General features: G+C 58.6%; 14 protein-coding genes and 2 pseudogenes. 4 read left to right on the top strand and 12 right to left on the bottom strand.

The genetic code is table 11. The features are described from left to right. From AC4ANK_RS26600 to AC4ANK_RS26580, 5 genes are all read right to left on the bottom strand, one after another. Positions 1-1,251 (bottom strand): sarcosine oxidase subunit beta family protein, encoded by a 1,251-nt coding sequence (locus tag AC4ANK_RS26600; protein ID WP_002555602.1) that lies wholly within the window; start codon positions 1,249-1,251, stop codon positions 1-3. A 17-nt stretch (positions 1,252-1,268) separates the two neighbouring features. Continuing rightward, complete coding sequence (glyA, locus tag AC4ANK_RS26595; RefSeq protein WP_460383719.1) at positions 1,269-2,522, bottom strand: serine hydroxymethyltransferase; 1,254 nt, start codon at positions 2,520-2,522, stop codon at positions 1,269-1,271. A 261-nt stretch (positions 2,523-2,783) separates the two neighbouring features. Continuing rightward, on the bottom strand, positions 2,784-3,962 hold the full coding sequence (choV, locus tag AC4ANK_RS26590; protein WP_002555600.1) for a choline ABC transporter ATP-binding protein: 1,179 nt from the start codon (positions 3,960-3,962) through the stop codon (positions 2,784-2,786). Then, positions 3,959-4,807: a choline ABC transporter permease subunit gene (gene choW, locus AC4ANK_RS26585; RefSeq protein WP_170846044.1), complete on the bottom strand. Its 849-nt coding sequence runs from the start codon at positions 4,805-4,807 to the stop codon at positions 3,959-3,961. Before choW ends, choV begins: the two co-directional genes overlap by 4 nt. A 64-nt stretch (positions 4,808-4,871) precedes the next feature. Beyond that, positions 4,872-5,819 (bottom strand): choline ABC transporter substrate-binding protein, encoded by a 948-nt coding sequence (locus tag AC4ANK_RS26580; RefSeq protein ID WP_002555598.1) that lies wholly within the window; start codon positions 5,817-5,819, stop codon positions 4,872-4,874. Between the two features lie 780 nt (positions 5,820-6,599). On the opposite strand from AC4ANK_RS26580, the gene gbdR reads away from it, so the two are divergent. Beyond that, a complete protein-coding gene (gbdR, locus tag AC4ANK_RS26575) occupies positions 6,600-7,703 on the top strand; it encodes a choline metabolism transcriptional regulator GbdR (protein ID WP_002555597.1) in 1,104 nt (367 codons plus the stop codon). Positions 7,704-7,788: 85 nt separating this feature from the next. Here gbdR and AC4ANK_RS26570 read toward each other — a convergent pair whose 3' ends face one another. Then, the gene (locus AC4ANK_RS26570) at positions 7,789-8,919 is read right to left on the bottom strand and encodes a methyl-accepting chemotaxis protein (protein ID WP_404940567.1); all 1,131 of its coding nucleotides are present in this window, start codon (positions 8,917-8,919) and stop codon (positions 7,789-7,791) included. Next, positions 8,920-9,348: pseudogene (locus AC4ANK_RS26565) on the bottom strand (MCP four helix bundle domain-containing protein); the annotation flags it as partial. Positions 9,349-9,836: 488 nt separating this feature from the next. On the opposite strand from AC4ANK_RS26565, the gene AC4ANK_RS26560 reads away from it, so the two are divergent. After that, positions 9,837-10,070: a hypothetical protein gene (locus tag AC4ANK_RS26560; protein WP_002555595.1), complete on the top strand. Its 234-nt coding sequence runs from the start codon at positions 9,837-9,839 to the stop codon at positions 10,068-10,070. Next, positions 10,067-10,369, top strand: a complete 303-nt coding sequence (locus AC4ANK_RS26555) for a cell division protein ZapA (RefSeq protein WP_002555594.1) — start codon at positions 10,067-10,069, stop codon at positions 10,367-10,369. Before AC4ANK_RS26560 ends, AC4ANK_RS26555 begins: the two co-directional genes overlap by 4 nt. A gap of 13 nt (positions 10,370-10,382) precedes the next feature. On the opposite strand, the gene AC4ANK_RS26550 is transcribed toward AC4ANK_RS26555, so the two are convergent. Continuing rightward, positions 10,383-11,096, bottom strand: a complete 714-nt coding sequence (locus tag AC4ANK_RS26550; RefSeq protein WP_002555593.1) for a 3'-5' exonuclease — start codon at positions 11,094-11,096, stop codon at positions 10,383-10,385. Continuing rightward, positions 11,093-13,027: a putative nucleotidyltransferase substrate binding domain-containing protein gene (locus AC4ANK_RS26545; protein ID WP_002555592.1), complete on the bottom strand. Its 1,935-nt coding sequence runs from the start codon at positions 13,025-13,027 to the stop codon at positions 11,093-11,095. Before AC4ANK_RS26545 ends, AC4ANK_RS26550 begins: the two co-directional genes overlap by 4 nt. A 232-nt stretch (positions 13,028-13,259) precedes the next feature. On the opposite strand from AC4ANK_RS26545, the gene AC4ANK_RS26540 reads away from it, so the two are divergent. After that, on the top strand, positions 13,260-13,706 hold the full coding sequence (locus AC4ANK_RS26540) for a response regulator (protein WP_002555590.1): 447 nt from the start codon (positions 13,260-13,262) through the stop codon (positions 13,704-13,706). A gap of 45 nt (positions 13,707-13,751) precedes the next feature. Here AC4ANK_RS26540 and AC4ANK_RS26535 read toward each other — a convergent pair whose 3' ends face one another. From AC4ANK_RS26535 to AC4ANK_RS26525, 3 genes and pseudogenes are all read right to left on the bottom strand, one after another. Next, positions 13,752-17,489, bottom strand: a complete 3,738-nt coding sequence (locus AC4ANK_RS26535; protein WP_170947354.1) for a coiled-coil domain-containing protein — start codon at positions 17,487-17,489, stop codon at positions 13,752-13,754. Between the two features lie 721 nt (positions 17,490-18,210). After that, positions 18,211-18,450 (bottom strand): annotated as a pseudogene (locus AC4ANK_RS26530) (hypothetical protein); the annotation flags it as partial. 272 nt (positions 18,451-18,722) lie between these two features. After that, complete coding sequence (locus AC4ANK_RS26525) at positions 18,723-20,900, bottom strand: malate synthase G (protein ID WP_002555587.1); 2,178 nt, start codon at positions 20,898-20,900, stop codon at positions 18,723-18,725. Positions 20,901-20,920: the final 20 nt, after the last annotated feature.

The following is a 20,920-nucleotide window of genomic DNA, read 5'->3' as shown; positions in this document are numbered from 1 at the left end:
TTAGTGGGCTACGGCTGCAGCGCCGTGTTCGTCGATGAGCGCGCCGTTGTGGAAACGGTCGATGGAGAACGGCTTGGCCAGCGGGTGCATCTCGCCCTTGGCCAGGCTGGCGGCAAATACGTTGCCCGAGCCCGGCGTGGCCTTGAAGCCGCCTGTGCCCCAGCCGCAGTTGAAGAACATGTTCGGCACCGGCGTCTTGGAAATGATCGGGCAGGCGTCCGGCGTGGTGTCGACGATGCCGCCCCACTGGCGGTTCATGCGCACACGCGACAGCACCGGAAACATCTCGACGATGGCCTGAATAGTGTGTTCGATCACCGGGTATGAGCCACGCTGGCCATAACCGACCCAGCTGTCGATACCGGCACCGATCACCAGGTCGCCCTTGTCGGACTGGCTGATGTAGCCATGCACGGCGTTGGACATGATGACGCTGTCGATAATCGGCTTGATCGGCTCGGAGACCAGTGCCTGCAAAGGATGTGATTCGATCGGCAGACGAAAGCCTGCCAGTTTGGCCATGTGCCCGGAGTTACCGGCGGTTACCACGCCGACACGTTTGGCACCGATGAAACCCTTGTTGGTTTCGACGCCGATGCACACGCCGTTTTCCTTGCGAAAGCCGATGACTTCGGTCTGCTGGATAAGGTCCACGCCCAGGGCATCGGCGGCACGCGCGAAGCCCCAGGCCACTGCGTCGTGACGGGCCACGCCGCCACGGCGCTGAACGGTTGCGCCGATGATCGGGTAGCGGGTGTTTTTCGAGCAGTCCAGGTATGGGATTTCCTCTGCGACCTGCTTGCCGTTGAGCAGTTCGCCATCTACACCGTTCAGGCGGTTGGCACTGACACGCCGCTCGGAGTCGCGCATGTCCTGCAAGGTGTGGCACAGGTTGTAGACGCCGCGCTGGGAAAACATGACGTTGTAGTTCAGGTCCTGAGACAGGCCTTCCCACAGTTTCATCGCGTGCTCATAAAGGTGGGCCGACTCGTCCCACAGGTAGTTGGAGCGCACGATGGTGGTGTTACGTGCGGTGTTGCCGCCGCCCAGCCAGCCTTTCTCGACCACGGCCACATTGGTGATGCCGTGCTCCTTGGCCAGATAGTAGGCAGTCGCCAGACCGTGCCCGCCACCGCCGACGATGACCACGTCGTAGACCTTTTTCGGGGTCGGCGTGCGCCACATGCGCTGCCAGTTTTCGTGATGGCTGAGGGAATGCTTGAGAAGGCCGAAGCCTGAGTAATGCTGCATGTAAGGCTACTCCTGACTCAGCGATAAACCGGGAAATCGGCGCACAGGTCTGCTACCTGACTGGCGACGTTGGCCTCGACATCGGCATCACCGAGGTTATCGAGAATGTCGCAGATCCAGCCTGCCAGCTCGACGCATTGGGTCACCTTGAAGCCGCGGGTGGTGACGGCCGGCGTGCCGATGCGCAGACCGGAGGTCACGAACGGCGACTGCGGGTCGTTGGGCACCGAGTTCTTGTTGACGGTGATGTGCGCACGGCCCAGAGCGGCGTCGGCGTCCTTGCCGGTCAGGCCCTGACGGATCAGGCTGACCAGAAACAAATGGTTGTCGGTCCCGCCTGAAACCACATCGAAGCCGCGGTCGATGAATACCTGCGCCATCGCTTGTGCGTTGTCGATGACCTGCTGTTTATAAGCCTTGAAACCTGGCTCCATCGCTTCCTTGAAGCACACGGCCTTGGCGGCGATAACGTGCATCAGCGGGCCGCCCTGACCGCCGGGGAAGACGGCGGAATTGAATTTCTTCTCCAGCTCTTCGTTGGCCTTGGCGAGAATCAGGCCGCCGCGTGGGCCGCGCAGTGTCTTGTGCGTGGTGGTGGTGACCACATCGGCATACGGCAGCGGGTTCGGATAGAGACCGGCAGCCACCAGACCTGCAACGTGTGCCATGTCGACAAACAGGTAGGCACCTACCTTGTCGGCGATTTCACGGAAGCGCGGAAAATCCAGCGTCTTCGAATAGGCCGAGAAACCGGCAATGATCATTTTCGGCTGGCATTCCACGGCGATGCGTTCGACTTCGTCGTAATCGATCAGCCCGGTGGTGGTGTCGATGCCGTACTGCACGGCGTTGTAGAGTTTGCCCGAGAAGCTGACCTTGGCACCGTGGGTCAGATGACCGCCGTGCGCCAGGCTCATGCCCAATACAGTGTCGCCTGCCTGCAGCAACGCCAGATAGACCGCTGCGTTGGCCTGGCTGCCGGAGTGTGGCTGGACGTTGGCGTAATCGGCCCCGAACAGCTGTTTGGCGCGCTCGATGGCCAGTTGCTCGACCTTGTCGACGTGCTCGCAGCCGCCGTAGTAACGCTTGCCGGGATAGCCCTCTGCGTACTTGTTGGTCAGGCCGCTGCCCTGCGCCTGCATCACGCGTTTGCTGGTGTAGTTCTCCGAGGCGATCAGCTCGATATGGTCTTCCTGACGCTGCTCCTCGGCGTTCATTGCCGACAACAGTGCGTCGTCATAACCCTGGATCTGGTCTTGCTTGCTGAACATCGCGGATCTCCCAGCGGCGCCTGACTTGTCGTTAGGGCCGAACAGAGCCCTCTGAGAGCGATGGTAGGGCCGGACCGAAGTCGCCAAATGCCTATGGACGCCACACAAAGGTGCGTTTACGACATGGGGGCCAAGGGAACGGAAATAGCAGAAGAGGCGTTGCGCGGTGACGAGGCCGCAAACGAAAAAGCCCGCTCCCGGCTGGAGTGATTCCAGCACAGGGAAGCGGGCTTGTCGGTTTCAGACTTTAATTTTCAGGCCTTAGCCGTGGTTTTTGCCCAGCAGCGCGTGATACAGCTCGGTATCCCCGAGAATGCCGACCACTTTATTGCCGTCCTGCAGGACCAGCTTGTTGCCGGTCTGGTAGCGGATCTGCAATGCGTCGCGCATGCCGATGTTGGAGTGCACCAGGGTAGGGCGACGGTCGAGCGTGCCGACGTCCTGGCCGGGGGTCCAGTTCTGCAGATCGAGGGGCGTAGCACCTTGCCGTGCGCCCTTGATCACATTGCCTTCAGCCAGGTCAAGCCATGAGTCGCCGCTCGGGTCCAGGCACACCGAATCGTTGACGTGCGTGCACTCATCGACCGTGCGCATCAGGCTACGACCACACAGCACGTTCAGTGGATTGGTGTGCGCAACGAAGGTGCGCACGTATTCGTCTGCCGGATTGAGCACGATCTGCTCTGGCACGCTGTATTGCACGATGCGGCCGTCTTTCATGATCGCGATTCGGCTGCCGAGCTTCAGGGCTTCATCCAGGTCGTGGCTGACGAAGACGATGGTCTTGCTCAGCTTGCTTTGCAGGGCCAGCAGTTCGTCCTGCAAGCCTTGGCGGATGAGCGGGTCAAGCGCCGAGAACGGTTCGTCCATCAGCAGAATGTCGGCATCCATTGCCAGTGCGCGGGCCAGCCCGACTCGCTGCTGCATGCCGCCGGACAGCTCGTCCGGCTTCTTGTTGCGCCACTGGGTCAGGCCCACTAGCTCGAGCTTTTCATCGACCAGCTTGCGTCGTTCCTTTTCCGGGCGACCCTGCATTTCCAGGCCGAAGCTGATGTTCTCGCGTACTGTCAGCCAGGGCATCAGGGCGAACTTCTGAAAGACCATCGCAATGCGTTTGGTGCGCATCATTTTCAGTTCGGCCGCGCTGCAGTTGGCGATGTTGATCTGCGAGCCTTCATGCTCGACGAACAACGAGCCACGGCTGACGGTATTGAGACCGTTGATGCAGCGCAACAGGCTGGACTTACCCGAGCCGGACAAGCCCATCAACACGCAGATTTCGCCTTTCTCGATGTCCAGACTGGCGTTCTCGACGCCGACGATCTGCCCGGTTTTCTTCAGAATCTGGTCACGCGTGAGGCCTTCGTCCAGCAGCTTGAGGGCTTCACGCGGATCCTTGGAGAAGATGACGTCTACCTTGTCGAATTTGATGATACTCATGCGTCGGACCCTACCTTGGCTTCGGGTTGTTTGCAGATGCGGTCGAGCATGATGGCCAGCAATACGATTGCCAGACCGGCTTCGAAGCCGAGCGCGATATCGGCTGTGTTCAGTGCGTTGACCACGGGTTTGCCCAGACCATCGGCACCGACCAGCGCGGCAATCACCACCATCGACAACGACAGCATGATGCACTGGGTGATCCCGGCAGCGATGCTGGGCATGGCGTAGGGCAGTTCGATGCGGGTCAGCAACTGGCGGCGCGACGAGCCGAAGGCCTTGCCGGCGTCCAGCAATTCCTGGGGTACATCGCGGATGCCCAGATACGTCAGGCGAATCGGTGCAGCAATGGCGAAGACCACGGTCGAGATCAGGCCGGGCACCACGCCCAGACCGAATAGCGTAAGGGTCGGGATCAGATAGACGAACGTGGGAACAGTCTGCATCAGATCGAGCAATGGCCGGATGATGGTGTAGAACAGCGGCTTGTGCGCGGCAATGATGCCCAGCGGCACGCCGATGACGACACACACCAGCGTGGCGAAGAGCACCTGCGCCAGGGTTTCCATGGTTTCCTGCCAGTAATGCAGGTTGAGGATCAGCAGAAACGAAAGGATGACGAAAACCGTCAGGCCCCACTTGCGCTGGATGAAATGCGCGAGGGCGGCGATAAGGCCGATCAGTACGAATGGATTGAACCAGGTCAGCGCGAAAGTGAACCCGTGGATCATCATTTCCAGTGTCGAGGCAATCGCGTCGAAGTAGTCGGCGCCGTTGGCCGTCAACCAATCGACAAATGCGGCGATGTACTCGCCCAGAGGGATTTTATGGTCAGTCAGCATGATTTCGGGTGTCCGCTTGCGGAAGGTGAGGAGGGCAGCAGGCGGGTCAGCCCCGCCTGCTGTCGGCTTACTGGGTCAACTTGGCTTTGGCTGCCTCCAGGCCTGGCTTGCCATCGACGGTGGTCACGCCGGCGAGCCAGGTGTCGAGTACTTGCGGGTTTTTCTTGATCCACGCCTTGGCGGCGGCATCAGGCTTCATTTTGTCGTCCAGGACGTTGCCCATCAGGGTGCTTTCCATGTCCAGTGTGAAGGACAGGTTCTTGAGCAACTGACCTACGTTGCTGCATTCCTGACTGTAGCCTTTGCGGGTGTTGGTGTAGATGGTCGCCTGGCCATAGTTGGGGCCGAAGAAGTCATCACCGCCAGTCAGATATTTCATCTTGAAACGCGTGTTCATCGGATGCGGTTCCCAGCCGAGGAACACGACATCGTTTTTGCGTTTCACGGCGCGGTCGACCTGCGAAAGCATTGCGGCTTCGCTGGACTCTACAACCTTGAAACCTGCGTCCTTGAGGCCGAAGGCGTTCTTGTCGATCATGCTCTGGATCAGGCGATTGCCATCATTGCCGGGCTCGATGCCGTAGATCTTGCCGCCCAGTTCCTTCTTGAATTTGGCGATGTCGGCGAAGTCATGCAGGCCTTTGTCGTAAAGCGCCTGAGGCACTGCCAGGGTGTACTTGGCGTTCTCCAGGTTGGCACGCACGGTTTCGACAGTCCCGGCTTCGCGATACGGCTTGATGTCGTTTTCCATGGTCGGCATCCAGTTGCCGAGGAACACGTCCATGTTCTTGCCGTCGGCCAGCGACTTGTAGGTCACCGGTACGGAAATCATGGTGGTCTTGGTCGTGTAACCCAAGGACTCGAGTACGGCGCTGGTGACCGCAGTAGTAACGGTGATATCGGTCCAGCCTACGTCGGAGAAGTTGACCGTATGACAGGCCTCTGGCTCGGCTGCCTGAGCAAGCACCGGCATACAGAGCGTAGCGGCCAATAGCAACGATTTGGAACCTTTCATAGGTGGACTCCTGTGAGTTTCTTCTAGTCATCAGCAGGTGAACGCTGACGCGGCTTATGGGTTGGCGAGGCTTTTCGCGAAGCTCCATCACTGCGCCGGGCGATCGAGTCGGAACTGATCATGTAACAGGGAAAATCAAACGCCTACAGGGGGCGTCGTATCCAGTGCAGGAGGCGTCGTATCCAGTGCGCGCAAGGTCGCTTACAGATTCGTTGCATCGTACACACGCCCGGTTGCAGTGTTGGGACTGCTGAAAAACGGCCAGTACGTTACACAGTCGCTGCGCAGGTCGGCAGCGGTCGGTTGGCAGGTCGGTGCCTGCGCGAACGCGGTCTTTTGGAGGGGGGTAACGCCGACAAGTTCATTATCGGGTCAGCCCGTGCGGTCGTGACGTCAGGTCTGACCATCACTTTTGATGGCTGCGCGGTTTTTGATCACACGTCTCGATGGCCGCCACCTTTTAGCGCGAAAACCCGCTGACGATCTGATTTTTCAGGGCGTGCCTTGAGTAGCACTTGGGGCACGTCTAGCCCCATGACGTTTCCCCGCGTGCTACCGAATTGCTCATCAGGAGTGCAGCCAGCGCGCCTTGGCGTCGCAAACAGACACTCGGGTCGCTGCTGGATAGACACTTCGCGACGTCGTTTTCAGGTGTTGTTGAATGGCTGATCAATTTCCGGCATGGGATTTGCGATGTCATCACAAAGCCCATCAATGAAGAGGGCTATAAGAAGAGCCTGTCCTGGGGCCAACCAATGCCATATGTGAGGAGATAGTGTGATGACATCGTTCAATCAAGGGGCCCAACCTCAGAACCGCGCGCCACAATCCATCGGCTTTCTGCTGCTGGATAACTTCACCCTGATCTCCCTCGCATCGGCGGTAGAACCTCTTCGCATGGCTAACCAGCTGTCGGGCCGCGAGTTGTATCGCTGGACCACGCTGAGCGTGGACGGCGGTCAGGTGTGGGCCAGTGACGGTTTGCAGATCACACCGGATGCCGCCATGCACAAGGCTCCGGCACTCGATACCGTCATCGTCTGTGGTGGTGTCGGCATTCAGCGCACCGTGACGCGTGAACACGTGAGCTGGCTGCAGAGCCAGGCGCGTCAGTCACGTCGCCTCGGCGCGGTGTGCACCGGCAGTTGGGCGCTGGCGTGTGCCGGCTTGCTGGATGGCTTCGATTGCAGTGTGCATTGGGAGTGTCTGGCTTCAATGCAGGAAGCCTTTCCACGCGTGTCGATGAGCACCCGGCTGTTTACCCTGGACCGCAACCGCTTCACCAGCTCGGGTGGCACGGCGCCATTGGACATGATGCTGCACCTGATCAGTCGCGATCATGGTCGTGAATTGTCTGCCGCGATTTCCGAGATGTTCGTCTACGAACGCATTCGCAACGAACAGGATCATCAGCGCGTGCCGCTCAAGCACATGCTGGGTACCAATCAGCCAAAGCTGCAGGAAATTGTGGCGTTGATGGAGGCCAATCTTGAAGAGCCGATCGACCTTGACGAGCTGGCGGTGTACGTCGCCGTGTCGCGCAGGCAGCTGGAGCGACTGTTCCAGAAATACCTGCACTGCTCGCCGTCGCGCTACTACCTGAAACTGCGCCTGATCCGCGCCCGGCAACTGCTCAAGCAGACACCGATGTCGATCATCGAAGTGGCGTCGGTGTGCGGCTTCGTATCGACGCCACACTTCTCCAAATGCTACCGCGAATACTTCGGCATTCCGCCGCGTGACGAGCGCGTGGGTTCCAACACCGCGCAACAGGTCGCCATGATGCCGATCCCGCAGGCAATGGTGCTCGCCCCATTGTCCGGACCGATGTCGGCGTTGAGTCAGGCGCGTAATGAATCGACGTTTGCGAGTGTGAGGCTTTAGTCGCCCTACGCCACAAGAGGACGCGGAGCGTCCAGAACGGCGTACTGACGCGGAGCGCCGGCACGCCAGCTGGGTTTTCGCGTGTTTACAGTGCGAAGCGCGACACCATGCTGTTGAGGTCCACGGCCAGGCGGGATAGCTCGGTGCTGGCCGCGCTGGTCTGATTGGCGCCGGTGGTGGATTGTGCAGACAGGTCGCGGATGTTGACCAGGTTGCGGTCCACTTCGCGAGCGACTTGCGCCTGCTCTTCGGCAGCACTGGCGATGACCATGTTGCGTTCGTTGATCTCTTCGACTGCAACGTTGATGGTGTTCAGCGCCAAGCCCGCGCCTTTGGCGATGTTCAACGTCGATTCGGCGCGTTCGGTGCTGTTGCGCATCGAACTCACTGCCTGCTCTGTACCGCTCTGAATGCTACCGATCATGCGTTCGATTTCACTGGTCGATTGCTGCGTGCGGTGCGCCAGGGCGCGGACTTCGTCGGCGACTACAGCAAAGCCACGCCCGGCTTCACCAGCGCGTGCAGCCTCGATGGCGGCGTTGAGGGCGAGCAGATTGGTCTGGTCTGCCAGGCCGCGAATCACGTCCAGCACCTTACCGATATCACGCGATTCACTGGCCAGATTGATGATCAGTTCAGCCGTACCTTTCACATCGCCGCTCATGCGTTCGATGGCGCTGACGGTTTCCTGAACCAGATCACGACCGTCGCCAGCAGATGTCGCAGCATTGCGAGACGCTTGTGACGTGCTGACGGCATTGCGCGCGACTTCTTCCACGGCGCTGGTCATCTCGTTGACCGCGGTTGCAGCCTGCTCTATTTCGTTATTCTGCTGCACCAGCCCGCGTGCGCTTTCGTCGGTGACAGCATTGAGCTCTTCAGCAGCCGAGGCCAGTTGCGTGGCCGAACCGGAAATTCCCTGCAACGTATCGCGCAGCTTGTCCTGCATGGTTTTCATGGCCAGCAGCAAACGACCGGCTTCATCGGTACCGTCGATCTGGATCGGCCGGGTCAGGTTGCCTTGTGCGATGGTTTCCGCTGCATGCAGAGCCGTGGCAATCGGCGTGGTAATACTTTTGATCAGCATCCAGGCAAACACGATGGTCAACAGGGTGGCAGCTATCAACAGTCCGACGACCAGATTGAATGCCGAATCGTACTCGCTGGACGCATCCTTCTTCACCTGGTTCAACTGAGCCGTGTTGAACTCCACCAGTTTGCTGAGCACAACATTCATCTGGTCGGAGTTGTTGAGCATTTCGTTATTGAGCAGGCCCTGCAATTCATCGATCTTGTTGGCGCGAGTCAGGGTCTTCAGGCGCTCTTCAAGCTGGCGATATTGTCCCAGCAGTTGTACGTACTGGCTGTAAAGATTGCGCTCGTCGGGATCGCTGATGAGCTTCTCGTAAATCGCCTGAGCGTCAGTGATCTGCTTGTTGCGCATCGCCATCAACTCGATGGTTTTCTGCTGGGTTTCCGGGTCGCGGTTGACCAGCAATCGATAGGACAGAACGCGCAAACGAATGCTGACTTCAGCGAATCGGTCAAGGCTCTTGATGCTCGGCACATTGTTATCGGCCAGCACTTCAGTGGCGCCACGGATCTTGCTCATCTGAGACAGTGCAAATACACCCAGAACCAACATGAGTGTGCCGATAATGGCAAATCCAAGAAACGCTCGGGGCGCGATGTTCATATTTCGCAGGGACATAGAAAGCTTCCAGGGTCAGGTACGCAATTCATGCGATTTAACGGTGAAGGGAATGCAGTGAATGGCTGCCTATCGGTCATGCGACTAACGTCTTGAGTCAGCAGGCACTAAATATTGACGACTTATTACTGACGGTTATCTTTGGATATGGCTGACATTCGCGCAAACCCTTGAAAAGGCTGGGTTGAGGGGGGGCTAGGGTGATGTCAGTTTGCCCATTGGCTGCGCGCATTTGTCGCAGTTCTGGGCGGTCTGACGAACAGCAGGAACCGGATTCCGAATACGTAGTCACAAGCCCCCTACGCGTCTACGTTATGGACATGTCAACGTCATGACAGATCAGTATCAAAGCCTGAGCGCTGGCATGCGCAGCGACTTTTCTTTATCGTACGCGCCCGTTGAAATTTGCTTGAGAAATCAAAATGTTGGAAGCCTCCCTTAGCCAATTGGAACAACTTGTCGGTGATCTGGTGCAACAGAACCAGGCCCTTCAAGACACAAATGCACAGCTCGGTGCCGAGCTGGCAAAAGCCAAGGACGAGAACGAGAACTTGCAACTGAGCCTGATGGAGCAGGAAGAGAAGCAGGGCAGCACCGCCGCCCGTATCCAGGCACTGGTTGATCGCGCGACCAGCGCAAGCGCTGTTGGCGCATGAACGTCGATGGCAACGGTGTAACCGTTCTCACCATTCTGGGTAATGAGTACTCGGTCAAAGCCCCTGCCGGTGAAGACCTGACCCTCATGAAGGCCGCGGCGATGCTCAACGCGTCGCTGGCCGACACCAAGCGCAAATACCCGACGTTGATCGGTGACCGTCTGCTGGTTCTGGCTGCGCTGAACCTCTGTTCGCAGCAAATCGAGCTTGAGCAATTGCACAGGGTCGAGCTCAAGCGTTACCGCGAGCAGGTCGACGCGACGGTGGATGTAATCGCCAAGACCATTTCCCAGAGCTAAGTGCAGGTCGCAGTCAAAACGAGTGCGATTGCTTGCGTCTGCGCCATTGCCCGAGTCGCTCCTCCAGTAGCCGCGGGCTGTCGATCTGCTGACGACGGGCGTGGCTGAACAGGATCAGCGCCAGCTCTGCGGTGACCAGTGCATCAGCGCTGGCGTTGTGACGCTCTTCGGCATGCAGGCCAAAAAACTGCGTCCAGTCGTCCAGCCCTGCGTGACGCAGGTTGGCTTGTTCACAGAGCATCGGGGCTATTTCTGCGGCATCGAAAAACGGATGCCGCAAGCGGTAGTCCAGGCTTTCTTTCAGTGCGCGCGACAGCATGTGCTGATCGAACGGCGCATGAAAACCCAGAATCGGGCTTTCGCCGACGAACTCCATGAAATCCAGCAACGCCTCGGCCGGCTCGCTGCCCGCGGCAATCGCACTGGGCGCCAAACCATGAATAAGCACGGCCGGGCTGACCTTGTGGTCGACGCGCAACAGCGTACGCTCGAACTGTTGACCCAGATCGATGGCACCGTCTTCAATTACGACCGCACCGATGGACAGCACTTGATCGCGGTTCATGTTCAAGCCGCTGGTTTCAAGGTCCAGCACGACCCAGCGCTGTTGGCGCAAAGGCTTGTCGCTGAGGTTCGCGCAGACCGGCAGCTTTTTGAGGCGATCCAGTTGATGCGCTTGCAAGGGTGTCTTTTTCGCGCGCGGCTTGAGCCATTCGAACAGGTTCATAGTTGATAACGCAGGGTCAGGCTGGTTTGCAGCCGCTGCGCCTGGCGAAACGATTCGCGCAGAATGCGTCTGTCCAGATGGTTGAGCGTGTCAGGGTCGATGCGGTTGGAGTAAGGAAGGTTCTGGCGGCTTTGCAATTGATGTTGCTGCATGCGTGTCTGCTGAATGAAGTGGTACGCCTCTTCATACGCAGCGCCATCCAGGGGGTCGATGACTTCACGTTCGACCAGTTGGCGCAGGCGTTCCTGGGTATTGTTGACGCCGACACCATTGGCAAGCGCCAGCAGGCGCGCACCGTCGACAAAGGGCGTCAGGCCTTCGGTCTTGAGGTCCAGGGTGTCTTTTTCGCTGCCTTTGCGCGCCAGGACGAAATCCTTGAAGCGGCCCACCGGCGGCCTTTGGCGCAGTGCGTTCTCGGCCATCATGCGCTGGAACAGCTTGTTGTCTGCTACCTGATCAAGAATGCCGCGGCGCAGTTGCTCGCCGCCGCTCTCATCGCCCCAGACCACGCGCAGATCGAAATAGATACTCGATGCCAGCAGGTTCTCCGGAGTTGCCTCGCGAATAAAGGCTGCAAAGCGCTGTGACCACTCAAGCCGGGACAGGCACAGGTCGGGATTGCCGGCCATGATGTTGCCCTTGCACAGGGTAAAACCGCACTGTGCCAGGCTCTGATTGATACGTTCGGCAATCGGCAACAATAACGTGCGGATCTGCTCTGCCTCCGCCGCATCGCTGGCTTCAAACAGAATGCCGTTGTCCTGATCGGTATGCAGCGTCTGCTCGCGACGGCCTTCGCTACCAAAGCACAGCCAGCTGAATGCAATGCCGGGGTCGCCATTTTCTGCAAGCGTCAGCTCGATCACGCGGCACACGGTGTGGTCATTGAGCAGGGTAATGATCTGGGTTATCTGGGTCGAAGAGGCACCATGGGCCAGCATGCGGTCGACCAACTGGATGATATCGCCCCTCAAACCGGCGAGCGCCTCGATACGCGGCGCATTGCGGATGGTCCGTGCCAGGTGGACCAGGTCGACCCGTTGCAAGGAAAACAAATCGCGCTCCGATACCACGCCACACAATCGCCCGTCTCTGACCAGGCACACGTGGGCGATGTGACGTCCGGTCATGGCGATGGCCGCGTCGAATGCGCTGGCGTCCGGGCTCAGATGGAACGGCGACAGGCTCATGGTGCGTCTGACCGGCGCGCTGAAATCGGCATTCACATCGGCAACTGCCTCACGCAGGTCGCGCAGGGTAAAAATCCCCAGCGGGGCCTGCTGCTCGTCGACAATCACGATGCTGCCTACCTGCTGTTCATGCATCAGTTTCACCGCGTCGCGCATGGGTGTTTCAGGGCTGCACATCACCGGGTGACGCATGGCCAGTTCGCCCAGACGTGTATTCAGGGAATACTGCGTGCCCAGGGTTTCAGCGGCGCGCTGCTGGACCTGCTGATTGACCTGATCCAGCAGGCTGCTGACACCACGCAGGGCAAAGTCGCGAAACGTTGTGGAAAGCGCGAATAGCTTGATGAACGCCTGCTTGTTCAATTGCAGGCAGAAGGTGTCTTCTGCAGCCAGGTGTTCAGTGCGAGTGGCACGCTCGCCCAGCAGGGCCGCAAGTGGAAAACACTCGCCAGTGGTAATTTCAAATGTTGTTTCTGTGCCGCCTTTGGCAGAATGCGGACGTTCACCGACGATTCGCCCCTGCTTGACGATGTAAAAGTGCTCTACCGGGCCATCGCCAGGCTTGATGATGCTTTCATCCGCAGCATAGAACCGGAGCTGACACTGCTCTACAAGGTACGCCAGATGCGCGTTTTCCATCTGGTTGAAAGGCGGGAATTTTTGCAGAAACTGCATGGTGCCGTGTATGTTCTGTAGCACGGCTGTCTTGCCTGCCTGGGTGAAAGCATCTGCCTTGCTCATGGCCTGTTCCGCGTTCTTGTTATTGGTGCTCATGGTCGGCCGCTTGCAGCCAGGTGCCCATTGGACGTAAGTCTTACGCTTGAACCGAGTGACAGTGCCGTGCCTGCTGCGGCGTAACTGATTTGACGAACGCAATGGATTGCGAGCGAAGACTGGCCAGGATGCCGACGAAATGCATCGCAGATTTATCCATATCTGCTGTCGGATTAGTTCAGGGAATGATGAGACTGCAATGATTGACCACGACATTTTGAGCGATGAAGAGCGCAATGCCCTCCATGAGGTCATGCTCACGCCCGCCCGTGACGCACCGCAACGAGTTCTGATCGTCGATGACGACAGCGACGCGCGCGAGCTGCTGGCCGAAATTCTGAGCCTCAATGACATCAGTTGCATGACCGCACCCGGTGGCGACAGCGCGCTCGAAATGATCCAGACGCGTCAGTCCATCGGACTGCTGATTACCGATTTGCGCATGGCACCTTTCGACGGGCTGGACCTGATCCGCAAGGTAAGGGAGTCGGATCGCGCCGAACTGCCGATCATTATCGTCTCCGGCGATGCCAACGTGCGCGATGCCATCGATGCCATGCACTTGAACGTGGTGGACTTCCTGCTCAAGCCGCTTAACACCAAGCAGCTGGTGAAGCTGGTAAAGCGTGAGCTGGGAATGAATTGACGCGTTAGTCGTACAGTTGAATGACCAGCGTGTCGATCCCCGTTTTCATGGCGGCGGAAACTGCGCTGCAGTGCGCTGACCGTCGATATTGGAGAGCTTCTGCCAACGCAGCAGGTTACGCCAGCCGACAACGGTTGAGTCCCGTGCCCGTTCACGAACGATCAACATCAGTGGTCGCCAGGTTTCTTTGGTCAGCAAAATATCGTCAATGGCCTGCTGGGCCTTCTCCGCTGCCTGCACATCCCCGCGCTGCAAAGCCACAGCCTGAATGCCGCGATAGCCGTCTATTTCGGCGCCTGCCCGGCCCTTCATCGAGTAATTGACGTTGTACTGGCAATACTTGCTGTCCTTGCCCAGACGTTTGATTGTCGCCTCGAAAGCGTCAAGGTGTATAGCCGCGCGCAGGCGGTTGTCGGGGGTGTTTTTGTTGCCTGTCTCATCCGGCTCCAGTGTTTCGATGCAACGCATCAACCACAGATCGCGGTTGGCGGTGATTTCGGCCTGCATGTCGCGCGGCGTGGAGTAGTGCCGGTCCAGATCGGCGTCCTGTTTGTCGCCAATCAGGAAGGGCGATATTTCGTTCTTTTCCAGCGCCCAGGCCAGGTCTCGGGACATGCCCAGTTGCAAACCCAGCCCCTGACCCTGAACCCCATGGTTGGCACCTTTTTCTACTGACGTGGCCGAGCTGGCAATCGGCGCGAAGTTCAGGTTGGCGGTGACCCCCGCCCGTTGCTGAGCAGTGTCACCCTTGGCGCCGACAACGCTGATGAATCCGCCGGTTTCCGTGCGTGTTTCCTTGATTCGATCCGCTTCGACGTACACCGAAGGTTCCGGCGTCAGGGTTTGAGAGGCATCGCTTGCGCCATCCTTGAAACGTACCGCCGGGACGCGCAATGCCACACGCGCCGCGACGTTCCGGGTGCTGGACGTCGCATCTATCTGGCTGACAGAGACCTCCGGGTTACGCGCCAGTATGGCTTCCAGCGGCCCGGCGTAGCGCTGGCCCTTTTGCGGGTCGATGATGTCCCAGCGCACCATGCTGTCCAGCGCGGTCAGCATGTTGCCGCGCATTTCATCGTCCTTGTGACGGGTGCGGAAAAAGCGCATGAGGGTCGAGCTGGTTTGGGTTTCCTGAGCGGTAAAGCGGCCAGTGAGCGCAGCCTGTATCCCCACACCCTCTGCAACCGCGCTTCCTGCCGCCACACCGATGGTGACCTCGGCGGCTTCGGTTCGTGCTTTGCCGAAGGACATTTCCATCCCCAGAATCGGCATGAACAACTGGGCAAACGCTTCGTCACTGCGAGATTTCTCTGCCGAAAAGATCGGTGACACGATGGGCGATATCAAGCTGTAGGGCAGCGACGGCAAGCCTACGCCCAGCGTGCCTCCGCCGCCCAGCCGAAGCCGGTCGCGCAGGCGGCTTTCAAGAATGAACGGCTTGAAAAACGTCACAATGTCGCTTTTCTCGCTCAAATGCCGTGTTTTCAGCAGTTTTATCGCCGCGTTCAAGTCCTGATCAAGCACCTCTTCAACAGACTGAGCAGGTTGCAGCGCTGGCGGCAATATCTCGCGCAGGTGCTCATCCACGCGATTGATTGCCTCGTAGACCGACAGCTTGCTGTTCGCCAGTTCGCTGTACAGCGGCGGCAGTTCGATGTGCTGAGCTTTGTGCAGTACGTTGACTGCGCGCTTGCCGTTCGCGTCCGGCTTATCCCATATCTGTGATAGCCGCTGCTGTTGAACGCGGGCCTTGAGCAGGCTTTGCATCGATTTGCCATCGCGGTTTTTAAGCGTCACCTGCGACAGGTGAGTGCCTTTCTTTTCCAGAGATTTGAGGTGATCGAGCATGGCGTGGGCGGCCGAGATTTCAAGTTGCAGTCCTGGTGCACCCTTGGCGTTTTTCAGGGTTTCTTCCAGCATGCTGATACGCGCAGAAATCACCTGATCAACCTGCTTTCTGGGCGATTGCAGGCCCATGCTTTCGCCCACCGAGTAGGCCCGATCCAGCGTCGATTTAGCAAAGGGTGTTTTGTTCAGCGTGGGGACCAGGCGGCGTGGTAACGAGCTTTTCGCTGGGGCAGTTGCTGTTGCTTGCTCCGGGGTATTGGCCGCCACGGCGCGCATGACCCATTCCATCGTCGCTTTTTTCAGGCGCTGGTCATGCTGCGCATAGGGCGTGCCGGGAGCGTTGCTGAAATAACCGTTACGAACCGCGTTGAAGGCGGCGTGATCAACATCGTCGAACGACTTCTCGTCTCCATCCAGCTTGCTGCGCGCCACCTGTTTGGCGGTTTGCAGCCATGCCTTGACCTTGCCGTCGGGCTCTTTCTGCTGCGCTTCATCGGCATTCCAGAACACGCGCAAAGGCTTGGCCCGCTCGGCCACTATCGGTGCAGTGCCATCGCTGGAGAGCACTTGCAGCATTTCCATGCCACGCGGCACAGTTGCCAGTTTTCGACAGAGGTTGAGCGTGTCCTGCTGAATGCTGTTGTTTGTGGCGCTGCGGGTCCTGACCGACTTCGACATTTCTTCGGCAACGCGTGGCCAATGTTCCAGTGGGTGCTGGCTCAGTACGTCGAGCACACGGTTGGCACGTGTGGCGTCATTGCCCGTCACGTCTGCCAGCGCCGACGTTATTACCTCGATAACCGCGAAGGCTGGCAGCGATGTGGGTGGCGGCGTGCCTTGCAGGCGATCGCCGATACGTTGCAGGGCCGCTTGAATTTCATCCGCACCGGTTGCTACAAAAGCGTGCGCTTGACTGATCTGACTGGCGAGGTACTGCTCGCGGACGTTCTTGAGAGCGGTTTTATCGATTCGTTCTTGGACCTCGCCCTCTGCAGGCGTGGTGACCTGGTCTGATGCGGGCAGTTTCTGATCAAGTGTCTTGAGTGCAAAGCGCTCGTCATTGACGATCGCGATTCGCTGATGAATCTCGCCCAGCTCGTCGTTCAGGCGCGCAACATCGGCATCGACCCGCACCAGTCTTTTTGCCAGTTGCTGATGTGTTTGCATGGCCTGTGAACGCGTTGCAAGCGTCTGTCCAATGGCGGTGTCCAGCCTGGCGGCTTCGTCTGACCCTTCGGGCGTCTCCTGTCGCTGGGCGCGCAACGCAGAAAGCTGCGTATTGGCGTGCGCGGCCGTGTGCTCGGCCGCGGTCATGTCGTGATCGAGTGAAATCAGCTCACGAGTCTCTGCCACCTTGAGTTGCAGTTCGATTTCGATGGCAGCGTGCCGGTCGGCGAAACGGACATCCAGCGCCTGCATGCGTGTGCGCAACTCGCCCAGCCACTGCTGAGAGAACTCGGCTTTCTGTTTAACCTGATCCTGCCCCTCACTCAGCGCGCCCAGTTGCAGTACCTCTGTGCCCTGAATCAGCTCCCGAAGTTGCTGGCTGGCCAGGCGGGTGGTGGAGTCGGCCTGTTGAACGCGAGCCCTGGCATGGTCCAGTCGTTCGGTCGACGTGGGCGGGGTGGCCTGTTCGAGCGATTCAAGATGCTCGCGCGCAGCGACCAATGCGAGGGTGGCTGTGGCGAGCACCTTGCTCTGATGATCCAGCCGGGTGCTCAACTCTTTCACCGCCGCTGCGATGGTTTCAGGGCTCTGCTGTGATTTATCGGCCTTGGTCTTGGCGTTGCTGCCATTGCTGGCGACCTCGCGTAGCGGGGCAGGCTTTAGCCACGGAAAAACCTTGGTGGTAATACCCCTTACCGTTGAAGGGGCGGGGCGCTCCCAGAGAGACGTCGGCGCCGCCTTCAGGTGGGTCAGCGCCGAATCGACCATGCGCTGCAGTTCATGCGCTTCTTTTAGCAACGGATCGTGTTTCTCCTCGCTCGATAGGTGCTCACCTTCCTCCGGAATCCCGCTGCGCAAGGGCCGGTTTAAAGTACGACCGGTGCCGGGAATACCGAGACTGAAATTGGTCTGACGCTCGGAAAGCTTGCCAGCGATGCGCGTCTTCAGCCCGTGAGTTTGCTGAACACCTGGCGCTGATTTAGGTGCAGCAGGATTGGCGACTGGCGGAGGCTCAGTCGGTCTTGCCGTGACAGACGGTACTGCCGGCTGCGACGAAGATCCTGTTTCCAGAGGTACAACCGGGGTAGCAGAACGAGTATTGATTCTTAAGGTCATGAGCGGGCTCCATCGGCTCAGATATCAAGTTCGACAGATCAATACAGGTGGTGGTAGTAATCGACACTGCACATTCGGTGGTGCGTAAAACGTGTTTGAAGGGCTGTCGCCATGACGCCAAGAGGTTGCAGGCGACACTTCTTCAAACTGCCAGGGCGGCACGGGGCAGGCGTGTTTGCTCGGGGGCATAACGGGGGCTACGTTGCTGACTCGCGGTTTGCTTCCGTTGGTGAGTCAGCTGTGGCAGGTGCCTGAAACGTTTCCCTGCTTGAACGGGAGGTTTTCGTACCTGTCTGGATGGGTGGTCGATATGTGGATTCGGTTCCGCTTTTATTTTGGTGCGCGCGAGGATGGGTGAAAGGTCGTCGGGGATTCAAGGAATGGCAGGTTGATCACCGACGCAATCAGAGACGTTCGGCCCGATGAGGATCATTCCGGCATAGGCCATTCCTGACCCACCGCCCCAAGACATTGGCCCACCTGCCGACTCCAGATCATGAATCTCGGTTTCCGAGAGCAATTCGCCGGTGCGGTTATCGTAGAGACGGAAAAATGCAGGGTAGCCCCACCAAGGAAGCCATTTCGGTGAATGATCTTTATAGGGGTATGACTTTTATTAATGCGGCAGGGAGAGATATCACTGTGTGTCGTGCGCGGAAATACCTTGTAGTTACATTTTTATAATTAAGGATCGGGCTTACACATGTTGATCAAGCGCCTTACATCGGGAATGACTTTTTCCCACAAATAGGGTGGGATTCGTTTTGCTTCCACGATGTGGCGAGTTGGAAAGTATCTGGGGTATTCGAACAAAAAACGCGATGTTTACTCATCGCCTTCCCGAAGAGGCAGCAAGCTGCCTCTCAGGTCCGATGACTAAAATCCTTACATTCCTTTTTTGGCCTTGAACTCACGACGGCGACGATGCAGTACCGGCTCGGTATAGCCGTTAGGCTGTCGCGTACCTTCGATCACCAGTTCGACGGCTGCCTGGAAGGCAATGTTGCTGTCGAAGTCTGGCGCCAGCGGGCGATACAGCGGGTCATTGGCATTCTGGCGATCCACGACCGGTGCCATGCGCTTCAAGCTTTCCAGCACCTGAGCTTCGCTGACAACGCCGTGACGCAGCCAGTTGGCCATGTGCTGGCTTGAGATGCGCAGCGTTGCGCGGTCTTCCATCAGGCCGATGTCGTTGATATCCGGTACTTTCGAGCAACCTACACCCTGATCGATCCAGCGCACCACGTAGCCGAGAATGCCCTGTGCGTTGTTGTCCAGTTCGTTCTGGATTTCTTCGGGCGTCCAGTCGGTGTTCGGCGCAAGGGGAATGGTCAGAATATCATCCACCGATGCCTGCTCGCGTTGAGCCAGTTCGGCCTGGCGAGCGAATACATCGACCTTGTGGTAATGCAGGGCGTGTAGCGCAGCCGCTGTAGGCGAGGGCACCCAGGCAGTGTTTGCGCCAGCCAGCGGGTGAGCGATTTTCTGTTCCAGCATGGCGGCCATCAGGTCGGGCATGGCCCACATGCCTTTGCCGATCTGTGCGCGACCTTGCAGGCCGCATTTCAGGCCGATGTCGACGTTGGAGTTCTCGTAGGCACTGATCCATTTCTCGGCTTTCATCTGCGCCTTGCGCACCACCGGGCCCGCTTCCATCGAGGTATGGATTTCGTCACCGGTGCGGTCGAGGAAGCCGGTGTTGATGAATACCACGCGCTCGCTGGCTGCCTGAATACAGGCTTTGAGATTGACCGTGGTACGGCGCTCTTCGTCCATGATGCCGACTTTCAATGTGTTGCCCGGCAAGCCCAGCACCTGCTCGATACGCCCGAACAGTTCGTTGGTAAACGCGGCTTCCTCCGGCCCGTGCATCTTCGGTTTGACGATGTACATCGAGCCGCTGCGGCTGTTGCTGCGCGAGGTATTGCCGTTAAGGTTGTGGATCGCAGCCAGACTGGTCAGCAGGCCGTCGAGAATACCTTCCGGCACTTCCTTGCCATGCTTGTCGAGAATCGCGTCGATGGTCATCAAGTGACCTACGTTACGAATGAACAGCAGCGAACGACCGTGCAGCGTGACTTCGCCGCCTTGTGGCGTGGTGTAGACGCGGTCCGGGTTCATGGTGCGGGTGAAGGTTTCGCCGCCTTTGGACACCGATTCCGCCAGGTCGCCTTTCATCAGGCCTAGCCAGTTGCGGTAGACGACCACTTTGTCGTCGGCGTCGACGGCTGCAATGGAGTCTTCGCAATCCATGATGGTGGTCAGCGCGGCCTCCATGAGGATGTCTTTCACGCCTGCCGCATCGGTTTGGCCAACCGGGCTGGAAGCGTCGATCTGCAATTCGAAATGCAGGCCATTGTGTTTGAGCAGCACGGCGAACGGCGCTGAAGCCTCACCCTGAAAACCCACCAGTTGTGCATCGTCGCGCAGGCCCGTGTTGCTGCCGCCCTTGAGGCTGATGACCAGTCTGCCGTCGATCAATTTGTAAGCAGTCGAATCAACGTGCGAGCCAGCCGCCAAAGGGGCTGCCTGATCGAGGAATGCGCGGGCGAAGGCGATCACCTTGTCGCCACGCACCTTGTTGTAGCCCTTGCCTTTCTCCGCGCCGCCTTCTTCGCTGATGGCATCGGTGCCATAGAGCGCGTCATACAGCGAGCCCCAGCGGGCATTTGAAGCATTGAGCGCAAACCGTGCGTTCATTACAGGCACGACCAGTTGCGGTCCGGCCATGGTGGCTATTTCTTCATCGACGTTTTGTGTGGTGATCTGGAAGTCCGCTGCTTCTGGCAGCAGGTAGCCGATCTCCTGAAGGAAGGCTTTGTAAGCCGAGGCGTCGTGAGCCTGTCCGGCGCGCGATTGGTGCCACGTGTCGATCTGCGCCTGCAATTCATCTCGTTTGGCGAGCAGTGCCTTGTTCTTTGGCGCAAGGTCGTGGATCAGTTGGTCCGCACCCGCCCAGAACGCAGTGGCGTCGATGCCGGTTCCGGGTGTGGCTTCGTTCTGCACGAAGTCGAACAGGACTCTGGCGACTTGCAGGTCACCGACTTGAACGTACTCAGTCATTGCACTTGCCTCACTCTGCT

The sequence above is a fragment of the Pseudomonas sp. Pmew2 genome (assembly GCF_058129885.1).
This window is presented reverse-complemented; position numbering and strand designations above follow the sequence as displayed.